The organism is Nostoc sp. (assembly GCF_036916985.1).
Lineage (GTDB): Bacteria > Cyanobacteriota > Cyanobacteriia > Cyanobacteriales > Nostocaceae > Nostoc.
Genome location: NZ_JBALFD010000022.1, coordinates 1 through 20,399 on the forward strand (window position 1 = coordinate 1; position 20,399 = coordinate 20,399).

Annotated in this window: 16 protein-coding genes; 7 read left to right on the forward strand and 9 right to left on the reverse strand. The window is 44.3% G+C overall.

Translation table 11 applies throughout. From position 1 onward, the window contains the following. Window positions 1–638 precede the first annotated feature (638 nt). The 7 genes from argJ to V7L07_RS08330 all read left to right on the forward strand — a co-directional run bounded on the left by argJ (window position 639) and on the right by V7L07_RS08330 (window position 10,575). Window positions 639–1,901 carry a bifunctional ornithine acetyltransferase/N-acetylglutamate synthase gene (gene argJ, locus V7L07_RS08300; protein WP_335056757.1) on the forward strand — a complete coding sequence of 421 codons (1,263 nt, stop codon included), beginning with the start codon at window positions 639–641 and terminating at the stop codon, window positions 1,899–1,901. A gap of 634 nt (window positions 1,902–2,535) precedes the next feature. Next, on the forward strand, window positions 2,536–3,918 hold the full coding sequence (locus tag V7L07_RS08305; RefSeq protein ID WP_335056759.1) for a CmpA/NrtA family ABC transporter substrate-binding protein: 1,383 nt from the start codon (window positions 2,536–2,538) through the stop codon (window positions 3,916–3,918). Between the two features lie 85 nt (window positions 3,919–4,003). Further along, entirely contained in the window at window positions 4,004–4,843 is an 840-nt protein-coding gene (ntrB, locus tag V7L07_RS08310) for a nitrate ABC transporter permease (protein ID WP_335056761.1), read from the forward strand. Between the two features lie 169 nt (window positions 4,844–5,012). Beyond that, window positions 5,013–7,013, forward strand: a complete 2,001-nt coding sequence (locus V7L07_RS08315) for an ABC transporter ATP-binding/substrate-binding protein (RefSeq protein ID WP_335056763.1) — start codon at window positions 5,013–5,015, stop codon at window positions 7,011–7,013. A gap of 506 nt (window positions 7,014–7,519) precedes the next feature. After that, window positions 7,520–8,377, forward strand: coding sequence for a nitrate ABC transporter ATP-binding protein (locus V7L07_RS08320; protein ID WP_335056765.1), 858 nt, complete (start codon window positions 7,520–7,522; stop codon window positions 8,375–8,377). 318 nt (window positions 8,378–8,695) lie between these two features. After that, on the forward strand, window positions 8,696–9,661 hold the full coding sequence (locus V7L07_RS08325; RefSeq protein WP_335056766.1) for an aldo/keto reductase: 966 nt from the start codon (window positions 8,696–8,698) through the stop codon (window positions 9,659–9,661). A gap of 98 nt (window positions 9,662–9,759) precedes the next feature. Continuing rightward, entirely contained in the window at window positions 9,760–10,575 is an 816-nt protein-coding gene (locus tag V7L07_RS08330; protein WP_335056768.1) for a class I SAM-dependent methyltransferase, read from the forward strand. Between the two features lie 183 nt (window positions 10,576–10,758). On the opposite strand, the gene V7L07_RS08335 is transcribed toward V7L07_RS08330, so the two are convergent. The 9 genes from V7L07_RS08335 to V7L07_RS08375 form a co-directional block, all read right to left on the reverse strand. Then, window positions 10,759–10,887, reverse strand: coding sequence for a hypothetical protein (locus V7L07_RS08335; protein WP_335056770.1), 129 nt, complete (start codon window positions 10,885–10,887; stop codon window positions 10,759–10,761). A 17-nt stretch (window positions 10,888–10,904) separates the two neighbouring features. Then, window positions 10,905–11,801: a MetQ/NlpA family ABC transporter substrate-binding protein gene (locus tag V7L07_RS08340; protein WP_335056772.1), complete on the reverse strand. Its 897-nt coding sequence runs from the start codon at window positions 11,799–11,801 to the stop codon at window positions 10,905–10,907. A 260-nt stretch (window positions 11,802–12,061) separates the two neighbouring features. Next, on the reverse strand, window positions 12,062–12,883 hold the full coding sequence (locus tag V7L07_RS08345; RefSeq protein WP_335056774.1) for a hypothetical protein: 822 nt from the start codon (window positions 12,881–12,883) through the stop codon (window positions 12,062–12,064). A 64-nt stretch (window positions 12,884–12,947) separates the two neighbouring features. Next, window positions 12,948–14,303 carry an LLM class flavin-dependent oxidoreductase gene (locus tag V7L07_RS08350; RefSeq protein WP_335056776.1) on the reverse strand — a complete coding sequence of 452 codons (1,356 nt, stop codon included), beginning with the start codon at window positions 14,301–14,303 and terminating at the stop codon, window positions 12,948–12,950. 43 nt (window positions 14,304–14,346) lie between these two features. Next, complete coding sequence (locus tag V7L07_RS08355) at window positions 14,347–15,399, reverse strand: PhnD/SsuA/transferrin family substrate-binding protein (RefSeq protein ID WP_335056778.1); 1,053 nt, start codon at window positions 15,397–15,399, stop codon at window positions 14,347–14,349. 220 nt (window positions 15,400–15,619) lie between these two features. Further along, window positions 15,620–16,678, reverse strand: coding sequence for a hypothetical protein (locus V7L07_RS08360; protein WP_335056780.1), 1,059 nt, complete (start codon window positions 16,676–16,678; stop codon window positions 15,620–15,622). Beyond that, entirely contained in the window at window positions 16,675–17,457 is a 783-nt protein-coding gene (locus tag V7L07_RS08365) for an ABC transporter ATP-binding protein (RefSeq protein WP_335056782.1), read from the reverse strand. Before V7L07_RS08365 ends, V7L07_RS08360 begins: the two co-directional genes overlap by 4 nt. After that, window positions 17,444–18,322, reverse strand: coding sequence for an ABC transporter permease (locus V7L07_RS08370; protein WP_335056784.1), 879 nt, complete (start codon window positions 18,320–18,322; stop codon window positions 17,444–17,446). Before V7L07_RS08370 ends, V7L07_RS08365 begins: the two co-directional genes overlap by 14 nt. Window positions 18,323–18,942: 620 nt before the next feature. Further along, on the reverse strand, window positions 18,943–20,277 hold the full coding sequence (locus V7L07_RS08375) for an LLM class flavin-dependent oxidoreductase (protein ID WP_335056786.1): 1,335 nt from the start codon (window positions 20,275–20,277) through the stop codon (window positions 18,943–18,945). Between the last annotated feature and the right edge of the window lie 122 nt (window positions 20,278–20,399).

The following is a 20,399-nucleotide window of genomic DNA, read 5'->3' on the forward strand; positions in this document are numbered from 1 at the left end:
GTAAATCCGGTTGTTGGTGCTGGTGATCCATTCGCAGAATCGATCCCATACGTTGGCGCTTTCGCGACGTTGTAAGGTTGTTGTCATTGTTTTATGATTGCGGTTATTTATGAATCAGGCAGTAAAGTCTTTGCCTGTGAAACTACTTTACACTGCTTTACAATTTTTAATCAACTTTTGTTACTTTAGTAAACCTGATGCAAGTTATTAGTTTTGCTTATTTAAAAGCAAATACTCGTTGTTTGCTTACTTCTCTGGGAATAATAGCTTTGTATATTACCGCTATTCTGAAAAAAATTAACCCTCAGCTTACAACTGGGGGCTTTTTTTGTTTGGCAAAATGGCATATCTCTAAATTAGAGGGTTGTTATGGTATTGGGGTAGGATACATTCCATGCGAAAAGTACTGACTTGCATTACCCCTGGTAGTTTGCTAGGGGTTTTATTTTTTATTTAAACTGAGAGCGATCGCTCTTAAATATTCTCCTGAGAAATTTATTTTTAGCGATTTTAATATAAGTAATTTTAGAATTCCCTACTTTTGGGAATTAATGAGAGATGGCGATTTTAATTCAACCATAGGACTGACAATAAATATAAGCTTATATCAAGTTTAGAATCAAGTACAACGAAGAATAATGGCAGATTGGCAAGAAATAACAGGTGGCATCACAGCACCCAGAGGATATCAGGCGGCGGGAATTACCGCAGGATTGAAACCTTCGGGGTTGCCAGATTTAGCTTTGATATTTTCAGAGGTGGAAGCGATCGCAGCAGGTGTATTCACCACCAGCCAAGTCAAAGCAGCCTGCGTAGACTATTGTCGCCAACGCTTGCAAGCTAAACAGAGCGCTCGTGCCATTCTCTGTAATGCTGGACAAGCAAATGCTGCTACAGGTAATCAAGGCTGGTTTGATGCTTTAGAGTCTGCGCTGGCAATAGCCCAAGCCCTGAACATCTCATCTGAATCTGTGTTATTGGCTTCCACTGGCGTGATTGGTCAAAGAATTAAGATGGATGCCTTGCGAAGTGGGATTCCCAAGGTAGTAGCAGCACTATCAGACACAGGCTCAAATGCCGCCGCTGGGGCGATTATCACTACAGATTTGGTAACAAAATCCATTGCCCTAGAGACAACTATAGGCGATGCCTCCGGCGGGCTGCGCCAACGCCCAGTAAGAATTGGTGGCATTGCCAAGGGTTCCGGTATGATTCACCCCAACATGGCAACCATGCTGGCATTTGTGACTTGTGATGCTGTGGTTTCGCCTCACCTTTGGCAACAGATGTTAGCCAGAGCAGCTGATAGAAGCTTTAATTCCATCACTGTGGATGGTGATACCAGCACCAACGACAGCTTAATTGCCTTGGCAAATGGTCAATCTCGCACCCCAGCAATTATAGAATGGGGCGCAGAAGCAGAGAAATTAGAGGCGATGTTAACAGCAGTCTGCCAGCATTTAGCCAAAGCGATCGCTCGTGATGGTGAAGGTGCAACTTGTCTCATTGAAGTGGAAGTGACTGGCGCTCATGATGAACTCTCAGCTAGGCAAATAGCTAAAACTATCGCTGGTTCATCCTTAGTTAAATCTGCAATCTTTGGACGCGATCCAAATTGGGGACGCATCGCCGCCGCCGCCGGACGTGCAGGTGTGCCCTTTGAGCAAGAAAACCTGCAAATTAAGCTAGGAAATTTCTTAATGTTAGAAAATGGACAACCTCTGGAATTTGACCGTGCAGCAGCGAGTGCTTATTTGAAAAAAGCAGCAGCAGGTGCTTATCTCCAACAGGATACGGTATTAATCTCCGTTAATGTTGGCAATGGTTATGGTGTGGGTAAAGCTTGGGGTTGTGATTTGAGTTATGACTACGTGAAGATTAACGCCGAATACACTACTTGAAATACTCACAATTGCTTGGTTGAGACAATCATAACTAATTTCTGGACATGACATAGCAATCCGTGTAGGAGTTACGAACAAAAAGATCCCCGACTTCTTGAAGAAGTCGGGGATCTAAGCCTCTCGGTGTTTCCAAATCAAATAGGATTACTAGATAAATCATAGTCTCAACATAATAGTCATTATAAATTAAAACTTATATATGACACATTACGACTAAAATTAAGTTAGAAAATAAACCATAATAGTAAATCATAAAATAAACATAATAGTCTTCATAAACAAGAGTCTATATATTAGAAATTATTCCTATAGTTAAGGATAATAGATAAATTTTTACTTATACATTCAATCTAATATTTGTTTAATAATCCCGAATCAAAGTTAATAATTTCGGCTTCAAAGGCTGTAAACTGATCTCAACAAGGTGAATGATACCTCTGCATCACATTAAAAAAGCAGAGCCAGTAATTTAACCGAGTTCTTATATAGGTAGCTATTTCATTGATGAAATGGCTGCGATCGCTTGGTCAAATATAGCTAGATTAATCATTAATAATGCAAGAAATACAAGGTTTTTTGCCTAAATTGTCATAGCTATAAAAAATAATATTCACGTTTTCAGGAGATATTTATGACAGAATTTTTTAATCAAATTTCTCGCCGCAAATTTATCTTCACAGCCGGAGCATCTGCGGGTACTATATTCCTCAAAGGCTGTTTGGGTAATCCTCCTGAAAACCTTACTGGGGCAACCACTCAAGTAAAAACAACTGCTAAATCTGTTGTTAATATTAGTCCAGAACAAACACCAGAAACTACTAGAGTCAAGTTGGGATATATTCCCATTGTAGAAGCGGCTCCTTTAATTATTGCTAAAGAAAAAGGCTTTTTTGCGAAGTATGGAATGACTAATGTTGACCTTTCCAAACAAGCTTCTTGGGGGGCAGCTAGAGACAATGTAGAAATTGGTTCTGCCGGTGGTGGTATAGATGGCGGTCAATGGCAGATGCCAATGCCACATTTAATTACAGAAGGTTTAATTACCAAAGGCAATCAAAAAATTCCCATGTATGTATTATGTCAGTTAATTACACATGGTAATGGAATTGCGATCGCCAGCAAGCACCAAGGCAAAGGTATTAGTTTACAACTCGCCAGCGCTAAGTCTTTATTTAAGGAATTAAAATCTTCAACACCCTTCACTGCTGCATTTACCTTTCCCCATGTCAACCAAGATTTGTGGATTCGCTACTGGTTAGCAGCAGGTGGCTTAGACCCGGATGCAGATGTCAAGTTGCTCACAGTACCAGCCGCACAAACTGTGGCCAACATGAAAACCGGAACAATGGATGCCTTTAGTACAGGTGACCCCTGGCCTTATCGCCTGGTGCAAGACAAAATTGGTTACGTAGCAGCATTAACCGCAGAAATTTGGAAAAATCATCCTGAAGAATATCTTGCCATGAGAGGTGATTGGGTTGATAAAAATCCTAAGGCTACCAAAGCAATTTTAAAAGGAATTATGGAAGCCCAACAATGGCTAGATAATTTTGATAATCGCAAAGAAGCGGCTGAAATTCTCGCTGGACGAAATTATTTCAACCTTTCTTCACCGGAAATACTAGCCGATCCATACCAAGGCAAATATGACATGGGTGATGGTCGCAAAATTGATGATAAATCAATGGCTGCTTACTACTGGAAAGATGAAAAAGGTAGTGTTTCTTATCCCTACAAGAGTCATGATTTGTGGTTCATCACTGAAAACGTTCGCTGGGGATTCTTACCCAAAGATTATCTAGATAATAATGCTGCTAAAGCTAAAGAACTGATCAACAAAGTCAACCGCGAAGATATTTGGAAAGAAGCTGCCAAAGAAGCTGGAATTGCTACTGCTGATATTCCGACAAATATATCTCGTGGTGTAGAAGAGTTTTTTGATGGCATCAAATTTGACCCCGAAAAGCCAGAAGAATATCTCAAGAGTCTCAAAATCAAAAAGGTCAGTATTTAGTCATTGGTCATTAGTCATTGGTCATTAGTTATTTGCAAAGGACAAATAACAAATAACAAATAAAATTTCAGGAGAATACAGCATTATGACACTCGCCCAAAAACGTCCTGCAAGCCCTAGATTTAGTAATAGCTTTATAGCCAGTCTGCAAAAGCAATTTCCTGACCTGATACCACCAACGATCGCGATCGCCATCTTCCTCATTCTCTGGCAACTCTTCGCCTGGACTCCCGGCGCAACATTACCAGGGCCAATACAGGTTATCCAAGACACTTGGGTTTTGATTTTCTGGCCATTTTATGACCGAGGTGGCATTGATAAAGGTCTATTTTGGCAGATTCTCGCTAGTCTACAACGAGTTGCCATCAGTTATACTCTAGCTGCGATCGTTGGTATTGCCTTGGGCATTTTAATTGGGGTGAATAAAACCATGTCCAAAGCTTTAGACCCCATCTTTCAATTATTGCGAACAGTACCACCTCTAGCCTGGGTTCCAATTTCTTTAGCAGCTTTACGACAAAACGAACCCGCAGCCTTATTTGTAATTTTCATCACTGCAATTTGGCCCATCTTAATTAACACTGCTGTCGGCGTTACCCAAATTCCCCAAGATTACAACAACGTCGCCAAAGTTCTGCAACTTAGCCGCAAAGAATATTTCACTAATATTTTGATTCCGGCGGCATTACCCTACATCTTTACCGGCTTGAGAATTGCGATCGGTTTAGCTTGGTTAGCGATTATTGCCGCCGAAATCGTCATGTCCGGTATTGTCGGAATCGGCTTCTTTATCTGGGATGCCTATCAAAATAACAACGTCAGCGAAGTTATTTTAGCTCTAATTTATATCGGCATTGTCGGCCTGGTGCTAGATAAAGCAATGGGTTGGCTGCAAAACAAGATTTTACCAGCAGAACAGAAATAGGGACTGGGTACTGGGGACTGGGAAAGAAATTTCCTAATCCCCAATCCCCAATCCCCAATCCCTAATCCCCAATCCCTAATCCCCAATCCCTAATCCCCAATCCCTAATCCCCAATCCCTAATCCCCAATCCCTAATCCCCAATCCCTAATCCCTAATCCCCAATCCTCTATGTTCGTAGCTGTCGATCAAATTGAAAAAGTTTTTGAATTAACTGGTGGTGGCAAATATATTGCCCTTAAAGGAATCGACCTCCAAATTAAAAAAGGAGAATTCGTATCTTTGATTGGTCACTCCGGTTGCGGCAAATCCACACTCTTAAATATGATTGCGGGTTTAGATTTGCCTACAGAAGGTATTGTTACTCTCGAAGGACAAAAAATCACCAAACCTGGCCCAGACAGAATGGTGGTGTTCCAAAATTATTCGCTATTACCTTGGCGGACAGTCAGAGAAAATATTGCCCTCGCCGTGGACTCGGTAATGAAAGGTTTACCCGCAGATGAACGCAACGCTATTATCGAAAAACATATAAATATGGTGGGTTTGCGTCCCCATGCTGACAAACAACCGGGAATGTTATCAGGTGGACAAAAGCAGCGAGTTGCGATCGCCCGCGCCTTAGCAATTCGCCCCAAATTACTGCTGCTAGATGAACCCTTTGGTGCGTTGGATGCACTCACACGTGGCAATTTGCAAGAACAACTCATGCAAATTTGCGAAGAAAATCAAGTTACTGCGGTGATGGTGACACATGATGTCGATGAAGCGGTGCTGTTATCTGACAGAATCGTGATGTTAACCAACGGCCCCGAATCTAAAATCGGCGACATTTTAGAAGTGGATATTCCCAGACCCCGCAAGCGGATGGAAGTAGTAGAACATCCCAGCTACTACAGCTTGCGGAGTGAGATGATTTACTTCCTGAATCAGCAGAAACGCATCAAGAAAATTCGGGCGCGGAAAACTGCCGACGTTGCCCGTCATGGATTAGAAAAAGTTAACCTAGAAATTGGCTTTTTACCGCTTACCGCTTGCGCCCCTTTGGCAGTTGCTAAAGAAAAAGGCTTTTTTGTCAAGCATGGTTTAGATGAAGTTAACCTCGTGCGCGAAAGCAACTGGCGGGGTATCGTCGATGGCATAAGTGGCGGTTATTTGGATGCGGCTCAAATGCCTTCAGGGATGCCGATGTGGCTAACTTTGGGAGGACATAATAATCAACCCCTGCCCGTTGTCACCGCCCTTACCATGACTCGCAACGGTAACGCCATCACCTTGGCAAAACACTTTTACGACCAAGGGGTGCAAACCTTATCAGATTTCAAAAGATATCTGCTTCGCACCCGCGAACAACGGCACACAATGGGGGTAGTGCATCCCGCATCTATGCACAATTTGCTGCTGCGTTACTGGCTAGCGGCGGGTGGAATCGACCCCGATAGCGATGTGGATATGAAGACCATTCCCCCAGCGCAAATGGTAGCCGACTTAAAAGCCGGAAGTATTGATGGTTACTGCGTGGGTGAACCTTGGAACTACCGCGCCGCCGTGGAAAATGTCGGCTTTACCATCGCTACTGACTTAGAAGTTTGGTTCGGGCATCCCGGTAAAGTTCTTGGTGTGCGCGAAGATTGGGCAGAAAATTATCCCAATACGCATATTGCTTTGACGAAAGCTTTGCTAGAAGCTTGTCAGTATTGTGCAAATCCCGATAATGCCCAAGAGATTCGGCAAATTTTAGCAGGGCGAGATTACGTCAGCACTGATTTAGAATACATTCAACTCGAAGATCCAGATAGTCTCACTTGTGACTTAGACCTTCCGTTGCAAGACTATGCCCATCACCAGTTTTATTCTGAGTCTGCCATTAACCGCCCTAGTCGCACCGAACAAATTTGGATTATGAGTCAATTGGCGCGTTGGGGTGATACTCCCTTCCCCAGAAATTGGGTAGAAGTTGTGGAACGGGTGTGTCGAGTGCGTGTTTTTAGCACCGCCGCACGAGAATTAGGTTTAGATATTAGCTATATTCGCCAACCGATCAAACTCTTCGATGGTACTCCCTTTAATGCCGACGATCCGATCGCTTATCTCAACAGCTTGAAAATCAAACGTGATTTTTCAGTTGCGGAAGTTGTTCTTGATGCACCAAGAAGGAGACTCGCGTCATAAAAAAATCGTGAGAGAAAGAAGGAGTGGAAGAAGTAAAACATCTTACTTCTTGTGGGATGGGCGACACGAGTGCCCGTAATTAAAGGCGGGCAAGATGCCCACCCCACAAGATTAAATAATTTTAGTTGTTAAAAATCTCTTGAACTCCGTTAACGAGCCTTTGAACTGGATGAATCCACCTTTGAACTCCGTTAACGAGCCTTTGAACTGGATGAATCCACCTTTGAACTCCGTTAACGAGCCTTTGAACTGGATGAATCCACCTTTGAACTCCGTTAACGAGTCTTTGAACTAGATGAATCCACCTTTGAACTCCGTTAACGAGTCTTTGAACTAGATGAATCCACCTTTAAACTCCGTTAACGAGTCTTTGAATTAGATGAATCCACCTCTGAACTCCGTTAATGAGCCTTTGAACTTCATTAATAAACCTCTAGGTTGCAGCGAGTAGTCCCCAGTCCCCAGTCCCCAGTCCCCAATACCCAAATACCCAATCCCCAAATACCATGCAAAACCGCAACTCAACAGCTACAAACACACTAGGAAAACCATTAACCACTGCAACCACCAGCCGCAGACCTTTCCTAGAAATTAAAGACGTTACCAAAGTCTATCCTACAAAGAAAGGCCCCTTCACCGTACTCGACGGCGTTAACCTCAACGTCGAACAGGGCGAATTTATCTGTGTCATTGGTCATTCGGGCTGTGGCAAATCGACACTGCTAAATATGGTATCCGGTTTTAACTTTCCCACCTCCGGGCAAGTGTTACTCGAAGGAGAACCCATTACCCAACCAGGCCCAGACAGGATGGTTGTCTTCCAAAACTATGCCTTGCTACCTTGGCGAACTGCTTTTGAAAACATCTACTTAGCTGTTAACGCCGTTTATCCCAACAAACCACAAGCCGAAAAAAGAGCGATCGTTCGCGATCATTTAGCAATGGTGGGACTGGCTGATGCGATGGAAAAGAAACCGATGCAAATGTCCGGCGGGATGAGACAACGGGTTTCTATCGCCCGTGCTTTGGCGATTCGTCCCAAAGTTTTAATTTTAGATGAACCTTTTGGGGCGCTGGATGCCATTACCAAAGAAGAGTTACAAGAAGAATTGCTGAAAATTTGGGGCGATAACCGTTGTACAGTGCTGATGATTACTCACGACATCGACGAGGCACTATTTTTAGCAGACAAATTGGTGATGATGACCAACGGCCCCCATGCGAAAATTGGTGAAGTTATGGAAATTCCTTTTTCTCGTCCGCGCGATCGCGCCAGAATCATGGAAGATCCACAATATTACCAATTACGTAACTATGCCCTAGACTTCCTCTTTAACCGCTTTGCCCATGATGATGTAGGTTAAGTGCGATCGTCATTAATTTTTTCCAGAATAATTCTTTGTTCCTGCCGTCATCACCTCGCATGGTGACGGCAATCACGCGTTGGGATTCCAGCTAATTTTTCTGACATAACCAAAATGCCCTGCTTCTTAAGAGCGAAAGTAGTATTGGAGAGATAAGAGGACTTGATTTTGGATTATTTTCCATGATACTCTGCATTTATCTCTTTAACTACTATTTGTCGATAGACTTATCGTAATTTTAATAGCGGACTGTATTTTTCATTTGAATTAGCCATAGTTGGCACAAGTAATTTCTAAAACTGTCTTGAGAAAAAACTTATGGTCATTACACAAAGACGTAAACTTGGACGTTCTGGACTAGAAGTATCACCATTATCTTTTGGTGGCAACGTGTTTGGTTGGACAATTGATGAAAATACTTCATTTGAAATTTTAGATCACTTTATAGCGGCTGGAGGTAATTTTATTGACACAGCCGATGTCTATTCCAAGTGGGTTCCAGGAAATCAAGGTGGAGAGTCTGAGGTAATTTTAGGAAAATGGCTCAAACAGCGTGGTAATCGCGATCAAGTGGTAATTGCTACTAAGGTTGGCAACGATATGGGTGTTAAAGGCAAAGGACTTTCTCGTAAATACATCCAACAAGCTGTTGAAGACTCATTGCAAAGGTTACAAACTGATTATATTGATCTATATCAATCACATATCGACGATGAAACTACTCCACTTGAAGAAACTCTTGAAACCTACGGAGAATTAATTCGTCAAGGAAAAGTACGTGCAATTGGTGCTTCCAATTATAGTGCAGAACGTCTTTTACAAGCATTAGAAATCAGCCGTCAGCATAGCTATCCTCGCTACGAAAGTCTTCAGCCTCGTTATAACTTGTATGACCGAGATGATTATGAACAAGATTTACAAAAAATTTCCCAAGAACAGGAAATTGGTGTAATTAACTATTCCTCTCTGTGCAGTGGCTTTCTCTCTGGGAAATATCGCTCAGAAAAAGATTTGTCTATTAGTCTCCGTGGTAATTCCGTAAAAAGATATTTAAATCCTCGCGGGTTCCGAATTCTAGAGGCAATTGATCGAGTGGCAAAGACTTATAATTCTACTCCCACTCAAGTTTCTTTAGCGTGGTTAATTGCTAATCCGACGATTACCGCTCCTATTGTTAGTGCAACAAAAATTGAGCAACTAAACGATATCATTAAAGCTGTCAATCTTAACCTCGATAAAGATGCAATTGACCTTCTTAATCAAGCCAGTTCTTCAGAAATTTAGTTAGGAAAAACCCTTGATTTTTTAATAATTATCATTACGTAGCTTCTCTTGCTTCGTTGTACTAATAGGAATAATTTTCCCACACATTAAGGATCAATATGACTAGCACAATTTCTTTTGACCGAGTGTCTGATATTTACGATGCCACTAGGGGATTTCCACCAGGGATTTCTGAGCAAGTCACCGACTTTATTCTCAATCTAGTTTCACCAACAGCAGAGACTAAATTCTATGAAACGGGTATCGGTACTGGCAGAATTGCTGTTCCAATTGCTAAAAGAGGTTATTCATACACTGGTGTAGATGTTTCCGAAAATATGTTGGCTGAACTGCACCAAAAATTAGAGGGTGTATCCCACCAATTAACAGCAATCAAAGGAGATGCTACGGCTTTACCATTTGATGATAATTCTTTTGATGTAGCTTTAACAGTTCATGTGTTTCACCTGATTGCTGCTTGGAAGCAAGCTTTAGCAGAAATCCGCCGCGTTCTCAAACCTGGTGGTATTTTGCTCTACACTCACGGTCAGGCTGCCTCTGTTAAGACTGATGAAGATGTCAATTCGCAGAGATGGGAATTTACTGAGCGTTGGAAAGCTATATTAGATGGCTACGGTCATCCTTTACCGCATTACGGTGCGACGGAAGAAGAGGTGTTAACAGAGTTGCAAGCCCAAGGTGCTACTTTATCCACCGAAATAGCTGCCCAATGGCGAGTTGAAGATACTGTGGGTAAATTGCTAGAAAACCAAGAAAACAAAATCCAAAGTGCAGCTTGGACGATTCCTGATGAGATATTTACTCGTGCTGTTCAAGACTTGCGGGAGTGGGCTTTGCAACACTATGGTTCACTAGATTATATTTTGCCCCAAGAACGTCAGTTCAAAATTGTTGTAGTCCGCAATTGGGCTTAATTTATGATGCCCTAGCAAATTGGTAGCTCTTATTGGGGAGACAAGGTAGACAAGGGAGACATATTGCTACCTTGTCCCCCTGCTTCTATTGGATGCAAAAATTGAGTAATTTAATTTTTGGATGTTCCTTAGAGGAGCAGTGTTTGCGATCGCATGATTATTCACTGTTTTTCATCCCTCAGATTAATTTTTGCCAATAACATCGCACAGATGGCGATCGCTGTGAGCAACGTTTACGTCAGTCACCGATCCGGTTGTGAGAAGAAAATAGCGGCGCTTGATCCCTGTTGAAACTTTGTGTGTGACACTCATCTCAATTATCTTGTAGTTTAGAATGAAGGCACGACAGTACCCTTATAGTTGGTATTGATAAAATCTTTTAATTTCGGATCGAGAAGCAATTTATTGAGTTTTTGGATGTTGGGGTCATTTGCTTTTTCAGGCAAAATTGCCAAGCCTGTAGCATATTTTTTGTCGGCAATCCCAATATCATCTAATGCAATGGGGGTAAGATTTATCTTGGCTTGGAGAAGGAAGGATGAATATGCCACAGCTAAATCGAGATCATCTAATGCTCTCGCAAGGGCGTAATTGTCTAATTCCTTGATTTTGAGATTTTTGGGATGGGCAATTACATCTTGTACGGTGAAATACTCACCTGACTTATCTTTCAAATTGATTAAACCAAGATGTTTCAGAAATTTCAAGGCGCGATCTTGATTACTATCATCATTAGAAATGCCAATTGTCGCCCCTACCGGAATTTCACCAACCGTTTTTATTTTTAGCCGTTTTGAGTAGAGTGCAAATACGGAAGTATAGCTGCGATTTAGCATGACAAAATCGGCATTCAGTCTTTTAGCGGCTTGCTTCATAAACAGTTCATGCTGGAAAAGATTAGCATCAATTTCCCGATTTTTCAGGGCATCATTAATCTTTACCGAATCACCAATTGTCACAATTTGGAACTCTAAGCCTTGACTAGGAGCTAGTTCTTTTTGAATGAATTTTAAAATATCTTCTGTGACAGTATTTCGAGAACCGACTTTCAGTAATGATGTTTTAGCTGACTGAGTAGTTGACTGGCTTACTAATTGACTAGTTGGTGAATTTTGCTTGGGTGTGCAACTAGCAAAAAGAATCGATGCGATCGCTGACCCTGTTGTAATGAGAAAATAGCGGCGCTTTATCCCTATTGAACAATTTACTTGGTGTTTTACACTCATTCGATCATCTCCTCATTTAGAATACAGGCGCAATCATGCCCTTATAGATGGCGTTTCAATACGGTTCGGTTAACAAATTTATCTGTTGAGGCAAGCAGGGGAAGCAGGGGGAGAAGAGAGGTAGGGGAAGAAGAATTAACTTTGGCAAAACTCTGCGTATCTTTGCGTTTACCTCTGTGTTCCTCTGCGTTTAAAAAAGTTACGAACTTATGCAAAGCTGTACTTAGTAGGATGAGCATTGCCCGACCGACACAACATTACTAATCATTCACACTGACGAGTTTGGGTAGTTGAGCAACTGGAATATCAAGCACGTATGAGAGAATCTCTTGCCGCCATGCGTCATAAATTATTGGCAGTTCTTTCACTTCTCCAATACCAAGGGCAACTTGATTTACTTTCCAGTAGTTTTTCAGATAGGCGTTGCGTCGTCGCTGACCTTCATTGTCTAATTCAATAATCTGTTCAATCAGTTCAGATTTTTGAGAGGGGGAAATATTGCCGTAGTTGTTACGCCACCAATCAATCACACCAATTCGGTGTTCCGTCTCGTCTGGAAGAATTCTCTCAGCGCCAAATTTACTAGTTTCTGGGTCATTAATTTTGGTTAAACGCCGATTAATTAGTAGGGTTGCAACAATGTGGAGTTCGTAATGAAACTCGTAGGCGAGAAACCCTAACAAGCTGCGAGTAGACAAATCTCCGATGAAACTCCAGTGTTCCTGCACCTGGCGTTTAATTTCATTAATTGGATCGTATCCTAAGATTGTTTTAACGCGATCGCGGCTATATTGAGCGTGTGCCCCATCATCTCCTAACTGTCGGCTCAAAAACAGTTGCAAGTGTAGGTCATCTGGAATTAAGTTAGCGATCGCATAGGCAGAAACTTGAACAATATAGGAATCATGGGCCGCTCCAGCAATGAGATACTGAGCAAAGTTTTCCAGTTCTTCTTTTGAGGCTATGGGGCGCGGTTCCTCAACAGGGGTAGCTGGAATATGGGGAGCAAGTCTAGCGAACAATTTGTTGGCGGTTTCAGTTTCAAAATCACGATAGCCTGGACGTGCTATAGCTACAGTCATATATAAACCTCAATGCAAAATTTACTGATTATTTTAGAGACGGCGATTTATCGCGTCTCTTGCCTTAACCGAACACTGGAACAGCCTCACGTTTTTGGCGAGCATATCGGCTCTCTGGCCTTTCCAGTCCATAGTGTTCTCGGAGGGTGCGACCAGTATATTCAGTGCGGAAAATACCCCGACGGCGCAACTCTGGCACAACAAAATCAACGAATGTTTCCAACCCTGAAGCGATTACGTCTGGTACTACGTTGAACCCACCGACTGCACCCGATAGAAACCATTCCTCGATGGAATCTGCCACCTGTTCCGGCGTTCCGACGATAATTCGGTGCATCGTACCACCACCGCCTAGCGCTTTAATCAACTCGCGCACAGTTAGATTGCCACGTCTAGCAACATCAACTGCAACTTTGAACATAGTTTGATTCCCATCTACTGGCAATGGCAAATTCTCAGGCAAACCCTTGTCCAACTGCAAAACCTCAGGCTCGACCTGAAGTATATTAGCTAACCTACCAAGCCCGTATTCAATTGGTACTAGTTCCCAAAGTTCTTGTTCACGGCGCTTTGCTTCCGCTTCCGTGCTGGCAATAACGGTTACAAGACCTGGTAGGATGACTATTGAATTTGGCGATCGCCCAAATTTCCTAGCGCGGTCACGCAAATCATTGGCATAAGCAATTGCCTGTGGCAACGATTGGGCAGATGTAAAGACCACTTCTGCATATTTCGCTGCCAAGTCTCGGCCATCATCAGAGCCGCCAGCTTGTACCAAAACTGGCCGACCCTGTGGCGATCGCGGCACGTTTAACGGCCCTTGTACAGAAAAATACTTACCCCGGTGATTGATTTTATGTACCCGTGAAGTATCGATAAAACGCGCAGAAGCTTTATCACCAATGAATGCGTCGTCTTCCCAACTATCCCAAAGGGCTTGTACCACCTCAGTAAATTCCCCGGCTCTCTCATAGCGTGAGCCATGTGAGACTACATCCGTCTGGCTAAAGTTATGAGCGGCTTCAACATTAGCCGTTGTCACCACATTCCAGCCGACGCGGCCGCCACTGGCATGATCTAACGACGCAAAGCGCCGGGCAATATTATAGGGTTCATTATATGTAGTAGATGCTGTGGCAATCAAGCCAATGCGTTCGGTAGCTGCTGCCACTGTCGCTAGAGCGATCGTTGGCTCCAGCGATTGAAATGGCCGATATTCAGGATGATCGCTAAGAGCAGGATGATCCGCAAGAAAAACTGCATCGAAAGTTCCGCGCTCACACAGCTTGGCTGTACGCACATAATATTGAACATCCGCATTAAAAGCACCCGGCTCACTATCAGGCCAACGCCAAGCCGAGCTATAGTTGCCAGCATTATTAAAAAGTAAATTCAGGTGTAATTGGCGACCATTACTCATTATCCCGCTCCCTAAATTACGAATTACGAATTACGAATTAGTATTAGCCAGTCGTTACCGAATTGAACTTCCGGCTCAACTCAACACTGACATCAATTTTTTTGGTGATATCTCCCGATTCCAGCAAGATATCGGCAATACGTTGTTGACGCTTCACTAGATCATCATCAATAGGAACGAATGCTGCTGAACTTACTGAAGCAAAGTACTTTGCTCGTTTGGGTGTCTGCTTGCGCTTCTCGACGTAAATCTTTTCTACAACATCAAGATTTTTGGCAAACCAAGACCAGTGAGTTCGTAATCGCGTTAAAAATTCAGCCAGTGCTTTACTCTTATCAGCATCGCCAATCACATCGTTGCGTGCCGCGAAAGCAGTAGCCCCTAAAATTCCGAGGTCTTCTCCATATACCAAAACACGGGATTTACCGCTATCAATATCTTCCTTGATCGCGCCCAAACTCCCTGAATACACGTCAGCACGACCTGATGTGAACGCCGCAGCGGCCGCGGAGCCGTCAACAAGCATCACAGGTTCGATATCAGTGGCCTTCAACCCTGCTTTGCTCCGCGACAAAACGTATGTTAAATAATTTAATCCCCCAAAATTGGAAGCCCATTTCTTGCCACGCAAATCTGCGAGTGTTTTAATATCGGCACTGGTACGCACGGCCGTGATATACGTCCGAAATGATGGATCGGGGTTCTTCCACAAAGCCACAATCTGGAGAGGGATATTCGCCTCCGTCCATTCGGTTTTTGCCCGACCTTGCTCAATAATTAATGAAGTGTCACCCAACAAACCGACATCAATGGCTTTAGAGTAGAGTGCCGAGAGTTGCGCCGCAGGGCCGGGAATAATCGCCCATTGTAAATCGAATGGTAATCCATCCAGCACCCCAGACGCAATTACGGTTTCTTGTAAGGCGTTATCTTGTAAACCGACAATGAGCTTGAGCCTGTCTGTGCTAGAACTCACAGGTTTGGCTGTGACTGAAGCTTTGTCACTTTCGCTTTTGGGAAGGTCGCGGCAGCTAGCAAGTACTCCAACAGTAAATGCTCCCAGAGATATAAGAGTGCGCCGTCTGTTAAATCTCATCAGTGGTCTCCAGTTCAACGCTCCACAAGGTTAGCTGTACGTACATAAGTAGTTGTAAATTATTGGTCAAATTAAAAGCTTGTGTAACCTCGTTAACCTCGTTCTCAGCCTCCAGGCTGGGAATGTATTCACAGAGGCTCTGCCTCTGGTCAAGAAAGAGGAGGCGGAGCCTGGGTTCCCAGCCTGGAGGCCGGGAACCAGTTAATTAGTAATTATTTGCTTATGTAGATGGTACTGTTGCCGAATTGAACTTCCGGGTGTTATGAACGCTGACATCGATTTTTTTAGAAATCTCTCCCGCTTGAAACAATCTATCGGCAAGATTTTGGTTACGCTTGAGCAAATCATCATTAACGGGAAAAAATGCGGCAAAGCTTTGTGCTGCGAAATATTTTGCTAACTTGGGTTTCTGCTTGCGTTTCTCGATATAAATCTTTTCGACGGTATCGAGATTTTTGCCATACCAGTCGTAGTGCTTGCGGACTCGCTCGAAGAACTCAGCCAATGCCTTGCTCTTATCTGGATCGCGAATGACATCAGTGCGGGCTGTGAAAGCACCACCAGCGAACATTCCCAGATCCTCTGCGTGAAGCAAAATCCGCGCTTCACCACTATCTAGGGCTTCCTTAATCGTGCCGACGCTTCCCGAAAACACATCAGCACGACCTGCTTTAAATGCAGAACCGGCAGCAGCTCCGTCAACGAGTTGTATATAGTTGATATCTGTCACCTTCAGCCCCGCTTCGATTCGTGACAAGACGTACATAAAATAATTGATTCCACCAAAATTTGAGACCCATTTCTTACCCCGGAGATCCGCCAATGTCTTGATATTGGCACTGTTGCGTACAGCAGTGATGGTGGCTCGGTATGCTGGATCGGGGTTCTTCCGATAAGCCACGTTCTGGATGGGGACGGTTTCCTCTGTCCATTCAAATTTTGCATTACCTTGCTCTACAATCAGCGTACTGTCACCCACCAAACCGACATCGATCGCTTTGGAATAGAGTGCGGCTAACTGGGCAGCAGGCCCCGGAATCACAGCCCATTGCAGATCGAAGGGCAATCCTTCTAGCACTCCAGAGGCCGCGACAGTTTCTTGTAAGGCGTTATCCTGTTGTCCTACAATCAGCTTGACTCGCCCAGTACTAGAACTCACAGGTCTGGCTGTGACTGAAGTTTTGCCACTTTCGCTTTTGGAAAGATCGCGGCAACTGGCGATCGCTCCCGCAGTCAGTGCGCCAAGGGATACGAGAACGTCACGTCGGCGAAATCTCATGATTGCCTCCAGTTCGACACAACTGTATTTTCGATAATGTGGTTTGGTAATACGCCGAGTTCTGCCAGGAGGCGAACGCGGAGGGCTACAAAGGCCGGATCGGCGCGATCGCGGGGTTTGTCCACATTGACTGTTAAATCAAGACCGACAGAGCCGTTCGCCAGTACCAGAATGCGATCGGCAAGTAGGATTGCTTCGTCAACATCGTGGGTGACGAGAACGACGGCAGGATGATGGCGTTCCCAGAGTTGAGCGACTAGTTCGTACATTTTGATCCGAGTCAGGGCATCAAGGCTAGCGAATGGCTCGTCGAGAAGTAGCAGACTCGGCTCTCTTACCAAGGCTCTAGCCAGGGCCACACGTTGAGCTTCCCCACCGGAGAGGGTTTTGGGCCAAGCATCAACATGGTTGCGAAGTCCGACTTCTTCCAAAGCTTGCAGTGCATCTCGGCGTGCGCCACGTCCTTTGTGTCCCAGTACCACGTTTTCCCAGACTCGTTTGGCAAGAATCAGCCGTGGCTCTTGGAAAACAACTGCGCGGTTTGCCGCGACTCGAACTGAGCCGCCATCGCTTCTGTCAAGTCCCGATAACAGACGCAGCAGTGTAGTTTTACCAGTACCGGAGGGGCCAAGCACTGCCACAAATTCTGCGGGACGGATTGTCAAATCAATACCATCGAGAACAGCCCGTTTGCCAAAGATGCGGCGGACGTTGGTGAGTTCAACCGCATGGGACGAGCTAATTTGGGTTGGTGTGTAAACGTGATTAACTAAGGACAATGTTAGGCCTCCAAGGTAGAGCTAGCCGTTCAATTAGACGCATCACAACATCATTGGTAATGCCAAGCGCTGCATAAACGATGATGCCTGCAATGATGATGTCGGCTCGTTGGTTAGCGTTGGCATTGTTGAGGATATAGCCGATGCCCGATCGTGCATTGATTTGCTCGGCTACAACTAGCGCCAGTAAGGAGGTTCCGGCGGAGAAGCGTAGACCAACCAAAATAGAAGGTAATGCGGTCGGGAGGATTACATGGCGCACTATCTCCTGGCGCGAAAGTCCGAAGACGGTGGCAGCCTCTAAGAGTTTGGGATCAACACCGCGAACACCTGCGTAGGTATTTAAATAAATGGGAAAGATAGTGGCAACAGTAATCACAATAATCTTGGCTGTCTCATCGATGCCAAACCAAGTGATGAATAGTGGAACGAGGGCGATAAATGGGATCGTCCGCAACATCTGGAGTGGCGCATCGAAGATTTCTTCACCAATCCGCCACAGTCCAGCAAATAGCCCCAGCCCCAGACCAATTGTGCCGCCGATGGCTAGACCGGTTAAGGAACGCGATAAGGAAGTTGGTAGTGCTTCTTGTAGGTCGCCGAGTCTGATTAACTCTGCAAATGCCGCTAAAATATCCGTCGGAGACGGGAGAATCTGCGGTGGGACGATACCGAATACCGAAACCAGCTGCCAGAGGATGACAATCAATGCTGGGCTGGCTACTCTCAGCAGCCGACCACGCCAAAGATCCCATACCTCATGCCAGGGCGATCGCTTGCTTCTGGCGCTGAGATCCACAAGCACTAGAGGTTGATCGAATAGTTCTGCGTCTGGTTTAACCCCGCTTGAATCGAAAGCACTCACGATAAAAACCTGAATTTTATTTATGGTGAATTAAGATAATCTGATACGGAATAAAGATGATTTCCAAAAAAAGATTTTCCTGTTTTGGCGAGATCGGTGCTTTCGCCTTGAGATCCAAATAAATTTTAATCTACTAAAAATCTATCGGATTGTCGTAGATTGATAATCCCAAATTTTCTACAAGTTGTCAATTTGTTTTAATGTCTTTTTGCAACAAAGATTCAAGGTTGAAAAAAGGTGTTGGAGCGATAACTTCTCTAGGAGACGCTGCGCGAATATTAAGCGGCGTTAACACATTTAGGCAATGGCTTCAAAATTGCGATCGCTGATTACGCAATTGTTACAAAAAGTTAGGGGATTTTGAGCGATCGCATCTCTACGCCAAGATGACAACGGTTTTTATGTATTCAGACTACAGGACTTACGGAAAATAATGAAAAACGAACCGCAAAGGACACAAAGGAATAAGATTTCAGAGAGTTATTGTGTGAGGTAAAGAGTAGCGATCGCACCTGTGACAAAAAACTAGGCTGTAATGACGTAGAGTTGTAGTCTGTGCGTAAATCCTGAAAAGTAGCGATCGCACTTATGACAAAAAACTAAGCTGTTAAAATCGTAGATTAACTATCAGACTTGAAAAAACGGTTGATGGGGCGGGTTAGTCCCAGATTTTCACGTAGGGTATTACCTTCATATTCTTTACGGAAGATTCCCCGCTGTTGAAGTTCTGGGATAACCTTGTCTATAAAATCATTCAATCCTTCAGGCAGATAAGGGAACATGATGTTGAAACCGTCAGACCCTTCCTCAGTCAGCCATTGCTCCATATCATCGGCTATAGTTTGGGGCGTGCCGACAAACGCCAGTCCGCCGTAACTGCCGACGCGTTGAGCCAGCTGTCTAATGGTTAACTTCTCACGTTGCGCTACTGCCACTACTCGCTCGCGAGAACTTTGTCCGGCGTTAGTCTGCGGAATTTCCGGCAATGGGCCATCTGGATCGAAGCTCGAAACGTCGTAGCCAAGTGCGCCATTCAAGCTAGCAATACCGCTGTCATAGTGTACCAGACTATCTAAATGGGCACGCTTGGCGATCGCCTCTTCCACAGTTTCGCCTACGATGACCAAAGCACCTGGAAGAATTTTGATGCTTTCTGGGTCGCGTCCAATAGCCCAAGCTCGTTTCTTAATATCAGCAAATAAAGCCTTACCTGCTTCCAGATTACTAGCGGGGGCAAACACAACCTCGGCAGTTTCGGCCGCTAATTGCCGTCCTGCTTCAGAAGCACCAGCCTGAACAATCACCGGCCAACCTTGGACTGGTCTAGCGATGTTCAACGGCCCCCGCACTGAGAGATGTTTTCCCTGATGATCCAAAACGTGAATTTTTGCGGGATCGAAATAAATTCCCGATTCCACATCTCGAATAAAGGCATCGTCCGCGAAGGAATCCCAAAGACCAGTTACGACATCATAGAATTCTCTAGCGCGCACATAGCGTTCATCATGCTCTACTTCTTCTTTCAAACCAAAGTTGAGCGCTGCATCTGGATTGGATGTGGTGACAATGTTCCAGCCAGCGCGGCCGCCGCTGATATGGTCAAGAGACGCGAACCGACGGGCAATGTGGAAAGGCTGATCGTAGGTTGTGGAAGCAGTAGCAACGAGTCCGATGTGTTCAGTAACGCTGGCGAGGGCGGAAAGCAGAGTGAAAGGCTCGAAGGAAGTGACGGTGTGGCTGCGTTTTAGCGCGTTGATTGGCATATTTAGCACAGCTAAGTGATCCGCCATGAAGAATGCGTCAAACTTGCCCTGCTCTAGTTTCTGGATGAATTGTTTCAGCGCCGGGAAGTTAAAATTGGCATCAGGTAAAGCCCCAGGATAGCGCCAAGCGCCTGTATGTATGCTTACTGGGCGCATGAACGCGCCTAGCTTTAATTGCTTTGATCTGCTCATTAGCTCTCCATAAACATTAGTTTTAAACGCGCCACTTTACTAATGGTTTATACAATAAATGAATTTAATTAAGAAGTAAAAAGATAATCCCCATAAATAAATTGAGGGGATTTGATAAGGAT